9 protein-coding genes are annotated in these 12,097 nt (G+C 67.9%); 3 read left to right on the forward strand and 6 right to left on the reverse strand.

All coding sequences use genetic code 11. From position 1 onward, the window contains the following. Positions 1 to 19 precede the first annotated feature (19 nt). The 6 genes from VGZ23_06215 to VGZ23_06240 form a co-directional block, all read right to left on the reverse strand. Complete coding sequence (locus VGZ23_06215; GenBank protein HEV2357190.1) at positions 20 to 2,275, reverse strand: TIM-barrel domain-containing protein; 2,256 nt, start codon at positions 2,273 to 2,275, stop codon at positions 20 to 22. Beyond that, positions 2,275 to 3,597: a fucose isomerase gene (locus VGZ23_06220; protein HEV2357191.1), complete on the reverse strand. Its 1,323-nt coding sequence runs from the start codon at positions 3,595 to 3,597 to the stop codon at positions 2,275 to 2,277. Before VGZ23_06220 ends, VGZ23_06215 begins: the two co-directional genes overlap by 1 nt. Positions 3,598 to 3,609: 12 nt before the next feature. Next, positions 3,610 to 4,443, reverse strand: coding sequence for a carbohydrate ABC transporter permease (locus tag VGZ23_06225; GenBank protein ID HEV2357192.1), 834 nt, complete (start codon positions 4,441 to 4,443; stop codon positions 3,610 to 3,612). Positions 4,444 to 4,446: 3 nt separating this feature from the next. Beyond that, a complete protein-coding gene (locus VGZ23_06230) occupies positions 4,447 to 5,400 on the reverse strand; it encodes a sugar ABC transporter permease (protein HEV2357193.1) in 954 nt (317 codons plus the stop codon). A 1-nt stretch (position 5,401) separates the two neighbouring features. Beyond that, positions 5,402 to 6,676, reverse strand: coding sequence for an ABC transporter substrate-binding protein (locus tag VGZ23_06235; GenBank protein ID HEV2357194.1), 1,275 nt, complete (start codon positions 6,674 to 6,676; stop codon positions 5,402 to 5,404). Positions 6,677 to 6,741: 65 nt separating this feature from the next. After that, the gene (locus VGZ23_06240) at positions 6,742 to 8,307 is read right to left on the reverse strand and encodes a GMC family oxidoreductase (protein HEV2357195.1); all 1,566 of its coding nucleotides are present in this window, start codon (positions 8,305 to 8,307) and stop codon (positions 6,742 to 6,744) included. Positions 8,308 to 8,523: 216 nt separating this feature from the next. On the opposite strand from VGZ23_06240, the gene VGZ23_06245 reads away from it, so the two are divergent. The 3 genes from VGZ23_06245 to glgX all read left to right on the forward strand — a co-directional run bounded on the left by VGZ23_06245 (position 8,524) and on the right by glgX (position 11,900). After that, complete coding sequence (locus VGZ23_06245; protein HEV2357196.1) at positions 8,524 to 8,937, forward strand: hypothetical protein; 414 nt, start codon at positions 8,524 to 8,526, stop codon at positions 8,935 to 8,937. A gap of 130 nt (positions 8,938 to 9,067) precedes the next feature. After that, positions 9,068 to 9,745 (forward strand): hypothetical protein, encoded by a 678-nt coding sequence (locus VGZ23_06250; protein HEV2357197.1) that lies wholly within the window; start codon positions 9,068 to 9,070, stop codon positions 9,743 to 9,745. A gap of 58 nt (positions 9,746 to 9,803) precedes the next feature. Continuing rightward, on the forward strand, positions 9,804 to 11,900 hold the full coding sequence (glgX, locus tag VGZ23_06255; GenBank protein ID HEV2357198.1) for a glycogen debranching protein GlgX: 2,097 nt from the start codon (positions 9,804 to 9,806) through the stop codon (positions 11,898 to 11,900). Positions 11,901 to 12,097: the final 197 nt, after the last annotated feature.

The raw sequence follows: 12,097 nt of genomic DNA on the forward strand, positions 1-12,097 counted from the left end.
GGCCCCTCGAACGCGGCGCTCACTCGACCGTCAGGCAATCGACGCCGCCGTCACGCCGCTCCACCCGCACATCCCCCAGCGGGGACACGCGCACGCGGTTGGCCAGGGGATGAATGCGGCAACCGTCCCCACGAACGGTCAGCTCGAACGCGGATCCGGACAGCGCGAGTTCCACCCGGGGCAGGCCAAACACGACAAGTTCCGACAGCTCCGCACCGGCCTCGAGTTCGCCCGCGTGCTGCGCTGCGGGCCCGAGCGGCAGGAGACACCCGTCCCGGCCGTACAGCGGCATCCGGTCGAGGGGCACCCGCTGCTCGATCGTCGCCGGTCCGCGAAGGGTCCGCCTGCCCCGCGCGGCGTCGAACCGCGGGGCATCGGAGAGATCGAACCACGTCCCCGCCGGCAGGTAGATCCGCGCCTGTCCCCCGGGCCGCACCACCGGTGCGACCAGTAGTGACGGACCGAGCATGTATTGCTCGTCGAATGCCGCGGCCGGCCGGTCGTCGGGGAACGCGAGCGGCATCGCGCGCATCACCGGCAGGCCCGTCGTCGAGGCCGCGATCGCGCACGACTCGAGATAGGGCAGCAACCGGTACCGCCATTCCAGCCATCCTCGGACAATCCGCTCCGCCTCTTCGCCGAAGTGCCACGGCTCCCGCGGCGTCGTGCCGTGGAACCGCGTGTGCGAGCACATCACGCCGGCCTGCACCCAGCGCACGTACAGCTCCGGCGCCGGGGACGGACCGAAGAACCCGCCGATGTCGTGGCTGTAGTAGGGGGCCCCGCTCATGCCCCACGAGAGCCCGCCCCGGATGCTCGCCGCGAGCCCTTCCCAATCGGCCTGCGGGTCGCCGCCCCACTGCACCGGGTACCGTTGACTGCCCGTCCATCCCGAGCGTCCCCAGACGATCGCCCCGCCCGTCGCGTAGCGGGCGGTCGACTCGTACACGCACCGGTTGTAGAGCACCGGGTACACGTTGTGGAGGCGCGACCCCCGCTCGCCGTTGTGGGCGCGCGCGTCCTCGGGAATCTGCTCGCCGAAGTCGGTCTTCATCACGTCCACGCCGGCCTCGAACAACGGACGGTGCGCGTCGCGATACCACGCATACGCGTCGGGATTCGTGAAGTCCACGAGCCCGCTCGGCGGAAGCGGCGTGAGCAGGGATCCGAACGGCTCGTCGTCCCACGCGTACACGTACGGCGCGCCCTGCGCGTCGCGCAGAAAATACCCGCGCTGCGCGAGCTCGGCGAAGCGCGGGTTGTGAATCGAAACATACGGGTACTCCCACAGGCACAAGCGAAAGCCGAGCGCCTTCACGTTGCGGATGAATCCGCCGGGATCCGGATACCGGTCGGGGTCCCACTCGAACGCAAAGCGGGTCTCAACTTTGAGCCAGGCCCGCCCGTCCAGCACAAGGACGTCGCAGGGGATACGCCGCTGCCGGAGCGTTCTCGCCGCGTCGAGCGCCTCATCGGCCGTCCGGTAGAAGGCCCTCGACATCCACACGCCCAGGCTCCACCGCGGCGGGACGGGCGCGCGGCCGGTGACGTGCGTAAACCGGTCCAGCAGGCCGGCGGGCGTCTCTGCGGTCAGGAGAAAGAGATCGAGCCCCGGCTCCTCGACGAGGACGACGTACGCCCGGTGGGACCATTCCGGGTAGCCGACGCCGTGCACCACCCGGGCCGGGGTATTGATGAACACGCCCCACCCGGCAGGGCTCCAGGCAAACGGCACGTTCTTGTACGACGCCTCCGCGTTCACGCCCCAGGCATCCTCGTTCCAGGACACGACCCGCTGCCCGCGGCGGTTCAGCGGGCCGTACTTCTCGCCGAGCCCGTACACCGCTTCCCCGCTCCCCAGGGCGAACGCCGCCACCGACGCCGGCGGGCGTGCCGTCTCGCACACGCCGAACGCCGGAAGCCGGAGTCCGCCGTGGATGTGGCCGTCGTCCGCGGCCTCGAGCACGACGCGATTCTCACGGAGCAGGCGCACGCGCAGCGGGGCGGGACGAAGCTCGAGGACGACGTCCCCGGCGGCGACGCGGCACCCGTCGCCCGTCTCGCGGCACTCCAGGTCGACGGGGGTGGGGGCCGCGGCCAGCAGGCCGTAGTCGGGCCCGGAGCCGCTCCCCCATCGCAGGCGGAGAATCCCCGGTGCATACGACGCGACCTCGAGCGGACCCGCGTCGGTCGCGAAGCGCGCCGCGTGGCGCGTCGTGGCCTCGAGCCGGAGCGATTCGAGCCGGCGAAACGCGCGAAACGGATCGTACCGCACTACCGAATCGCGCCCTCCGTCGACGGAGGGAGGACCCGCAGGCCGAGCCACGCGCACAATTCAGTCAGCACGTCTTCGACGTCGCCCATGCCCCAGGCAAAGTGGTGCGGGATGCGGTGGTTGAGCACGCTCGCGACAAACTCGCGGGCCGAGATCGCCGTCCCTCCCCACCGCAGGTCTCCAACGGTCCCGGTCACCCCGTCGTACCCGTCCCGGCCCGCGTGAACCGTCCCCGCGTAGACCACCGCCTGCGCCTCTTCGAGAAACCGCACGCCGCTCGCCGGGCCCGGCCGGAGCCGCATATGGCGCACCGCGGGAACGCCCCGGTTGAAGTGGGCGATGAGCCGGGTCTCCCCCGCCGCCCAGGCGCGCGGCGCGTTCCCGCAGTGCCAGAATATGAGGTCCTCCCCCTGCACGTGCGTCAGGTCGAGCAGGACCGCCGGCCGCGCGGTGACCGCGGCCATCGCCACCATCGCCGCAAGCCCTGAGGCGTCCCCTTCACAGGCCATCGGGACCCCCCGGTCTCCCAGCCAGGCGAACGCCGCGCACGCCATGGTGCCCGCGGTGTCGGGCAGCTCGGGCCAGCAGCGCAGAGCGACACCGTCGTATCCGCGTGCGAGCGCGGCGAGCGCGAGCTCGAGCCGGACCGATCGGCGGAGCGTCTCGATCGGGAGGTCGGACGGCTCGGCGAGTTCGGTGAGACGCGCGTCCACCTCGTCGTCGGGAATCCGGGAGAGCGTCTCGAACACCGCCTCGAGCGGGGCTTGGTCGACGCGTATGGAGAGGGCCGGCCGTTGATCGAACCGGAAGAACCCGGGCGCCGCCCCGCCGATCCACAGGAGCCGGCCGCGCGTGAGCGCCCGCCACCCGCGCGCGGCACGCAGGAGCCGGTCGAGCCGGCGCGGCACCACGGGGTCGTCGGGAGCACCGTACAGCCAGACGAGCGGAGCGGGGCGGGCGCGGCGAAGGCTCATGCTGAGGTTGAGTCCGCACAGCGCGTTCTGCGGAAGGGGCCCCGCAGTCGTCGCCTCCGGCAGCGCCCACAGCGCGAGCGGGACCGGCACATCGAGCAGCGGCGTGACCACGTCGCCGGTCGCGAACGTCACGTGCTGGACCAGAAGCAGGTCCAGATCCGCGCGGCGCGCCTCGGCGGCACAGGCGCGCGCCTGGGCACCGTCGGTCGCGGGCTCGGACGCGTAGGCCAACTCAAAGCCGAGCCGCGGAGCAAGATCGGCGAGGGTGCGGCGGCTCGCCTCCCACAACCCCATCCGGGCGCCCCGGAAGAGGGGCCGGACGATGGGGACGTATCCCACCCTGATCATCCCGGGCTGGCCCTACCCTTTCACCGCGCCCGCGGTGAGCCCGCGGATCACGAGCCGCTGCCCGGCCAGGATCACGCCGACGATCGGGATCGTCGCCAGCAGCACCGCCGCGGAAATCACGCCCCAGGGGAACGCGAACTCGCCTTGGAAGAGCGCGATCCCCACGGTGATCGTGCGCATCTCGGTGCTGCTGGTGAGCGTCAGCGCGACCAGAAACTCGTTCCAGGTGTTCACGAACACGATGATGCCCGCGGTGACGAGTCCCGGGGCCGCGAGCGGCGCGATGATCCGCCACAGGGTCTCCACCCGGCTGCACCCGTCGATCGACGCCGCTTCTTCGAGGTCGCGCGGGATCTCGCGGAAGAACGCCGTCAGGATGAAGATCGCGACCGGCAGCGACCAGGTGATGTACGGACCGATCAGGCCGCCGTAGGTATTCAAGAGCCCCAGCCCGCGGACGAGCACGTACAGCGGCACGATCACCGTGATCAACGGAATCATGGCGACCGTGAGGATCCCGAGCAAGACGATCCGGCTCCCGGGAAACCTGAGGCGCGCGAACGCATAGGAGGCGAAGACCGCCAGGAACAGGCAGAGCACCGTCGAGGTGATCGAGACGATGCAGCTGTTGAGGAGGAACCGGCCGAACGGATTCCCGCTGAACACGTGGACGTAGTTGGTCAGGGTCGGCGCGTGCGGCAGGTAGGTCACCGGAAACTGGTACAGCTCGCGTTCGGTCTTGAGCGAGGTGAGCAGCGTCCAGACGTACGGGCCGACGGAGTAGGCGACGACCAGAACGACGAGCGCCGCGAAGGCGATCCTGCCGAGGGGGCGCCGGCCGGCCATGGCTCAGTCGCGCGGCGCGAGCGCGCGATAATACATCGCGGCAAACCCCAGCGCCAGAAGAAGCAGGATCACCGACAGCGCGGCGCCGTACCCGAAGTTTAGGAACTGAAAGGTATTCTCGTACACATAGAAGGCGAACGTCTCCGTCGCGTTGCCGGGGCCGCCGCCGGTCATCGGGAAGATGATGTCGAACGCCTGCAGGGCCCCGAGCGTCCGCAGGACGAGCGAGACCAGGATCGCACCCTGCAGCAGCGGCAGCGTCACGGCGAAGAAGGCCCGCAGCGGCGAGGCGCCGTCGAGGCTGCTGGCCTCGTACAACTCCTCGGGGATGCTCTGCAGCCCCGCGAGCAGAATCAACGCCATGTAGGACGCCGCTCCCCATGAGGCCGCGGTGGCGACCGCCGCGAACGCGAGATGCGGCGCCCCGAGCCAGATGACGGGGCGGCTGATGAGGCCGGCGCGGTGCAGCAGATCGTTGATCACGCCCGCGGAGTCGTTGAACAGCCACCGCCACATCTGGCCGGCGAGGGCCGGCGCCAGCGTCCAGGGAAGCAGGGTGACCGCCCGCACGACACCTTTGGCCCGCACGGTGCGGTTGACGACGAGGGCGATCCCCAACCCGAGCGCGAACTGCGCCGCCACCGTCACGACCACGTAGGCGAGCGTGACCCCGATCGCGTGCCCGGCCTCGGCATCCCGGAGCACCTGGGTGAAGTTCCGCAGCCCCACGAAAGGCACGCCCGCCTGCGGCTGGTCGAGTCGCAGACGGTGCAGACTGGTCCAGAAGGCGTTGACGATCGGGTAGAACGCGAACATTCCGAGGAACAGCAGGCACGGAAGAAGCAGGACGATCGCCAGCTCGGTTTCGGTCAGCTCGCCGGCCGTCCAACGGCGCAGCATCCGGGCGGGGCCGCCGGCCTCCGCGACCGCGAGGCGCCGCCCGAGCTGCCCGGCCACGCTACCGGCTCAAGAGCGACCGGATCTCCCGGGCCATCCGTTTGACCGCATCGTCCGCGGACATCTGGTTCGTGAGCGCGGCCTGCAGGTTCGTCTGGATGATCGCGGACATCCGCGGGTAATCGGCGATCTGCGCCCGAGGCGTCGCGCTGAGCACGGCCTTGAGCATATCGGGCGCCTGAGGCGCGCGCCGCTTGACCTCCGGGTCGTCGAAGATGTCCTTCCGCGTCGGGACGGTGCTGAGTTGCAACGCCATGCTTTTCTCGGCCACCCGGCCCGTCATGAACTCGACGAACTTCCAGGCGGCCTCCTTGTGGCGCGAGAACGCGCTGATCGCCAGCTGCCATCCGCCGAGCGTGGACGCGCTGCGCCCCGCGGCCCCCTTGGGCAGCGGCGCGATGCCGACCTGGCCGGCGACCTTGGAGCCGCTCCCCTGGAACAGGTCGTAGGCGTACGTCCAGTTCCGAAGAAACACCGCGCGCCCCTCCTGGAACGCGATGCGCGAATCATCGGTAGAGAGCGTGGCGACCCCCGACGGCGAAACCTTGTCTTTGCGGACCAGATCGAGGATGAAGTTCAACGCCGCGACGCCTTTGGCGTTATCGACGATCACCTTGCCGCCCGGGTCGAGCACGTCGCCGCCGTTGCTCCACAGCACTTCGTAGTAGAAGTCCGCGAGCGCCTCGATCTTAGCGCCCTGAAACAGGAAGCCGGCGAGTTGGGGGTCTTTCTCGCCCTCTGTGATCCGCTTCGCGGTCGCGATAAGCTCCTCCCACGTCGTCGGGACCTTCGCCCCGTATTTCGCGAGGAGATCCTTCCGGTAATAGAGGAGGCCGGCGTCGGTGTACCACGGCACGCCGTAGAGCCTGCCCCCGATGGTGTTCGCGCGGATCGCGCCGGGGAGGAAGACCGTTCGCTTATCGGGCGTGAACCACCGGTCGAGCGGGGCGAGCCAGCCGGCGGCCGCCATCGGGGCCGGCCAGATCACGTCGATGGCCAGGACGTCGACCGACGGATCTTTGGCCGCGAACAGCGTCACGTACCGGTTGTATTGCTCGCCGGAGGTCCCGGGCAGGATCTGCAGATTCACCCGAATGCCCGGGTTCTGCCGCTCGAACTGTTGCGCCAACGGCCGGTAGACGTCTGAGACTGCCTGACCACCCTGTCCCAGCGTGGACCAGGTGATGGTCACCGGCGCTTGGGCCTGAGTCTGCGGGGAGATCGTCGCGATCGGCACAGCCACCGCTACGAGCACAGCCAGCGTGCGTGCGTTCATGGTCCCCTCCTTCGTCCGGCGCCGGTGCTATTCGACGGGCCCGTTCGGTCCTCCCGGGCCGCCCGTCAGCGCAGTCGGTCCAGCAGATGGTCGCCCACCCGCAGGGTGTTGGCCATGATGGTGAGCGCGGGGTTTACGCCCCCGCTCGACACGAAGAAGCTGCCGTCCACGACGTAGAGGTTGTCGAGATCGTGCGCCTTGCAGTTGACGTCCAGGGCGGAGGAGGCGGGATCGCGTCCGAACCGCACCGTCCCGACCTGATGCGCTGTGCCGCCGATCGGAATGTTCTTCCCGAGATAGAGCGCGCGGGGCAGCAGGTGGTCGTGGCACCCCACGCCCTCCAGCATCGCGCGGAGCTTGGCGTGGAGCCGTCGATGGCCCTCCATGTTGGTTTCCTTGAGGTGCAGCACGATCGCGCCGTCGGCGGTGAGCGTCACCCGATTCTCGGGATCGGGAAGATCTTCGGACGTCAGCCAGAAATCCAGCGAGTGCCGCGCGATGACTTCGAGCGGCAACCCCGGCTTCCAGACCGCCCAATCCGGCGCTTCGGCCTTGATCATCTCCCCGTCGGACTTCCCCAGCATCTGGATGTGCCCCAGCGGGTAGTCCCAATCGTCGGCCCGATGATAGAAGTCGTTGAGCCCGAGCGTCTTCTGAAAGACGGTGGGGTTCGGCGTGGCGGAGATCGCCAGGACCGCCGAGTTGTTGTGGCGCATGTAGTGCCGGCCGACCACGTCCGAGCGGTTCGCCAGCCCGCGCGGATGCTTCTCGTTCGCCGACCGCAGCAGGAGGGCCGCCGAGTTCACGGCCCCGCACGCCACCACGACGATGCCGGCCGAGTACGCTTCCTCGGCCCCGTCGCGGTCGACGTGGACGGCGGTCACCTCCCGCCCGGACGCGCCGGTCTCCAGGCGGCGCACGTAGGCCCGCCTGAGGAGTTGCACGTTCGGATACCGCAGCGCCGGATCGACGCAGATGACCTGCGCGTCGGCCTTGCCGTTGACCAGACACGGGAACCCGTCGAAGGCGCTGCACCGCACGCACGCGCTCGTATGGGTGGGGACGCCGTGCTCCTCGTCGAGCAGGATGCCGAGGGGAAGCGGAAACGGATGGTACCCGAGCCCTTCGAGACCGTCCGCGAGCTCCTGAATGCGCGGCTCGTGGCTGACCGGCGGATACCGGTACGGCGCGCTCGCCGGCGGCTCGGTGGGATCGACGCCGTGCCGGCCGTGCACGCAGTACAGGTGCTCCGCCTCCGTGTAGTAGGGCTCGAAGTCCTCATAGCCGAGCGGCCACGCCGGGGAGATCCCGCCGTGGTGGCGGATCTCTCCGAAGTCCTCACGGCGCAGCCGCAGCAGGGCCGCGCCGTACATCTTGGTGTTGCCCCCGACGCAATAATGGATGCCCGGATGAAACGAGCCGCCGCGGCCGTCGTACCAGGTCTCATCGGCGCGGTACCTCGCCTCGACGAACACGGCGCGGGAGTCCCAGTTGTCCTTCTCCCGCCGCAGCCAGTCGCCGCGCTCCAGGAGGAGGATGCGCTTGCCTGACGGCGCCAGGCGGTACGCCAGCGTTCCGCCTCCGGCGCCGGTGCCGATGATGATCACGTCGAAGTGCCGCGTCTCAGACACGCGCGTCCTCCCTCGACTACGTTTGGCCGGCCCCGCCGGCAGCCGCGGGCGCGGCGGGCTCCGCTGCCTCCTTAGTTACCACACAGGAAGGACAAGCGGGTTAAGTTTGTGCAACCGCCGGAGCCGCCACGAACACCGGATCGGATTGTCAGCGGGCCCGGAAGGGACTATGGTAAAAGTGTCCGCGTGGCGCGCACGAGGTGGGGGGCGAGACCGATGGCCGACACGATCCGGTTGGTGGACTATTTCTACATCGTGCAGGGCGACCGGCCCGGCGAGGGCGCCCGAGCCCTCGCGGTGTTGAAGGAGGCGGGCGTCAATCTCATCGCGGTGCACGCGTTTCCGGCGCGCCGCCGTGCCCAAGTGGATTTCGTACCGTCGGATCCAGAAGCGTTCAGGGCCGCGGCCAGGACGGCGAAATGGAAGATCACGGGGCCGAAGAAGGCGTTCGTGATCGAGGGCGAGGACCGCACCGGCGCGCTGGTGGACGCGCTCGCGAAGCTCGGCGGCGCGAAGATCAACGTGACGGCCACGAGCGCCGTCGTCGCGGGGGCCGGCCGGTTCGGGGCCATCCTCTGGGTCAAACCGCGTGACGTGAAACGGGCGGCAAAGGTGCTCGCCGCGGGCTGAGTCCGCGCATCGCGGCGCACCGCCACGCCAAGCCGTTGTGAAGCCGTTCACAGCGGCTTGGTCTATTTAATGGTACAACGCTCGGTGACCACGGCGCACGGCGCCGCAGATAGAAGGAGGAGGCGGGACCATGCTGCAGTCGCTCAAAGAGGCTATCGACGCGGCCATGACCGACCCGGCGTCCGACAGCATCGAGTGGGTCCACACGACTGCAGAAATCGTCGAGGGGGTTGAGGTTGTTATCGAGATTGTGACAAGCGCCGGTGGAGTCGGCGCTTTCAGCACGACGATTGCGTCGATGATTGAGGGTACGGCCGCAGGAGTGGCCCTGCCGGTGCTGGGTGCCGCGGCAGGCGTCGCCGGAGAATTCGCGGCTCTCGGCCTCGGGTATGCTGAGGCGGCAAAGGCCATCAAGGAGCGCCGCTCGGGAATCGGCTTTGCCTACGGCGTGGCGTTGGGAGTGTCGCATGAAGCACCGGATTTCGTGAAGGCACACTTCGCGGAATGGTCCCCGGACGATGAATCGGACTACCAGCTCGAATTTCGCGCGCCGGCGCAGCACTATTATAACTCGGCGCTCGTGCTCGGGTACCGCTATGGGTACGAGCTCAATCAGGACGAACAGCAGATGCTTTGGAAGGACCTCGCCCGCGATCCGGAGATCCTGAACACGCCGGATAAGGACTCCGACAGCGAGATGGAACAATTCTATCGACACGCCGGTCTGAAATTCTACCGGCTGCATATCACGGATGACGGACAAGATGAGAGCACGGCGCCCTCGGATACGGCCGGCAACGGGGGGTAGCCTGGTTGCCCGAGGTGCTCGCTCAATGGCCTCTTGACCCGCGGCCGGGGGGCCGCCCGTGCCGACGTCCCTGCGTGGCGGGAACGTGGCATTCCTGGTAGAAAGAGGGTCGCCGCATCCTCCGGGGGCCAATCCCGACGGGAGCGGCGTCAACTTCTCGCTCTTTTCGGAAAACGCCACAGGCGTCGATCTCCTCCTGTTTGAGAGGCACGATGATCCCGAGCCCCGCCAGGTCGTCCACCTGGATCCGAACGTCAACAAGACCTTCCACTTCTGGCACGTCTACGTCCGCGGGCTCCGGCCGGGCTCACACTACGCGTACCGGGTGGATGGCCCGTCAGAGCTTCGCGAAGGGCATCGTTTCAACAAGAGAAAGGTGCTGATCGATCCCTACGCCCGGGGGAACACGAACACCCTTTGGAACCGTGCGAATGCCTGCGGACCCGACGATAATCTCGCCACCTCCATGCGGTCGGTGGTGATCGATTCGTCGGGGTACGACTGGGAAGGCGATCGGCCCCTCGCCCGGCCCATGGAGGACACGATCATTTACGAACTGCACGTGCGGGGATTCACCCGGTCCCCCTCGTCCGCGGTCGGGCATCCGGGCACGTTCTCCGGCGTCGTCGAGAAGATCCCGTACCTCAAGACCTTGGGCGTGACGGCGGTCGAGCTCTTGCCGGTCTTTGACTTTGACGAGACGGACGTACTCCGCACCGTCGACGGCGCGCCGCTCACGAACTATTGGGGCTACAGCACGCTGGGGTTCTTCGCGCCGCAATCCGCGTACTGCGTAGCTCCCGAAATCGGGGCGCATCTCCGGGAGTTCCGTGACATGGTGAAAGCGCTGCACCGGGCCGGCATCGAGGTCATTCTCGATGTCGTCTTCAATCACACCGATGAAGGGAACCATCAGGGGCCCGTCTTTTCCTTCAAAGGCATCGACAATCGCGTCCATTATCTGCTCGTGCCCGCGGACAGACAGTATTATTGCGATTACTCCGGGTGCGGGAACACGTTCAACTGCAACCACCCGGTTGCCCAAAAACTCATCGTGGACGCGCTCCGCTACTGGGTGCGTGAAGCGCATGTGGACGGATTTCGATTCGACGAGGGATCGATCTTGTCGCGGGGAGAGGACGGCACCCCCGCGGCGCATCCTCCCGTCATCTGGCAGATCGAGCTCGACGACGAACTGGCGAACTCGAAAGTGATCGCCGAGGCCTGGGACGCTGCCGGATTGTACCAGGTCGGGCACTTTCCCGGCGATCGCTGGGCGGAGTGGAACGGGCGCTATCGCGACGACATCCGCCGGTTCGTCAAGGGAGATCCCGGACAGATCGGCGCCGCGGCCGGCCGGCTGGCCGGCAGCGCCGATATCTATCAAGCCCGGGGACAGCTTCCCGTCAACAGCATCAATTTCATCACCTGCCACGATGGCTTCACGCTGCGTGACCTGGTTTCCTACGATGCGAAGCACAACGAGGCGAACGGCGAAGGCAACCGAGACGGCATCGATGACAACCTGAGCTGGAACTGCGGGGCGGAGGGCGACACAACCGATCCTGCGGTCGACGCGCTCAGGGCTCGTCAGATCAAGAATTTCGCGACCATTCTCCTCCTCTCACGCGGGGTCCCGATGTTTGCGGCGGGAGATGAGATTGGGCGCACCCAGAGGGGGAACAACAACGCCTACTGCCAGGACAACGAGATCAGTTGGCTCGATTGGAGTCTTTTGGACACACGGGGCGATTTGTTCCGGTTCTGGGCGCGGATGATCGAATTCCGGAAACGTCACGCTGTCGTGCGCAGCCGTCAATTCTTCACCGGTGCCGCAACGGCGCGCGGGTTGCCGGACGTCGCCTGGCACGGCTGCCGGTTGAACAGCCCCGGCTGGTCCGATCCGAACGCCCGCGCGCTGGGGATGACCCTGGGAGGCGTCGGAGACGATCCGGACATTCACGTCATGCTCAACATGTTCTGGGACCGCCTTGATTTCGACATCCCGAAGGTGGGCGGGCGGCGGTGGTTCAGAGTGATCGACACGGCCCAACCGTCGCCCCGCGACTTCGTCGATCCCGGCCGTGAGGTTGCGGTTGAGGGGGACGTCTGCTCGGTGGAAGGGCGCAGCATTGTCGCGCTGATTTCGAAGTGACTTGGGCGGGATTGTGAGCTGGATCATAGCGTCGAACCGATGTGGCGTTGCATGGTGGTGCTGGGCGCTATCGACCCGATCTGATTGGCGCACCAACGCCGGATCGGTGGCGAGGGGGCATGAACGCCAACGTCGGAGTTGGGACACTAGGGAGGCGCATTCTTCGGCAATTTGGTTGCTGCGTGCTGGCAACGCTT

Source organism: bacterium, assembly GCA_035945995.1.
GTDB lineage: Bacteria > Sysuimicrobiota > Sysuimicrobiia > Sysuimicrobiales > Segetimicrobiaceae > DASSJF01.

Coding starts and splice junctions, on each gene's coding strand:
- VGZ23_06220 (HEV2357191.1), bottom strand. CDS start 3,597: ATGATCAGGGTGGGATACGTCCCCATCGTCCGGCCCCTCTTCCGGGGC.
- VGZ23_06245 (HEV2357196.1), top strand. CDS start 8,524: ATGGCCGACACGATCCGGTTGGTGGACTATTTCTACATCGTGCAGGGC.
- VGZ23_06250 (HEV2357197.1), top strand. CDS start 9,068: ATGCTGCAGTCGCTCAAAGAGGCTATCGACGCGGCCATGACCGACCCG.
- VGZ23_06235 (HEV2357194.1), bottom strand. CDS start 6,676: ATGAACGCACGCACGCTGGCTGTGCTCGTAGCGGTGGCTGTGCCGATC.
- VGZ23_06225 (HEV2357192.1), bottom strand. CDS start 4,443: ATGGCCGGCCGGCGCCCCCTCGGCAGGATCGCCTTCGCGGCGCTCGTC.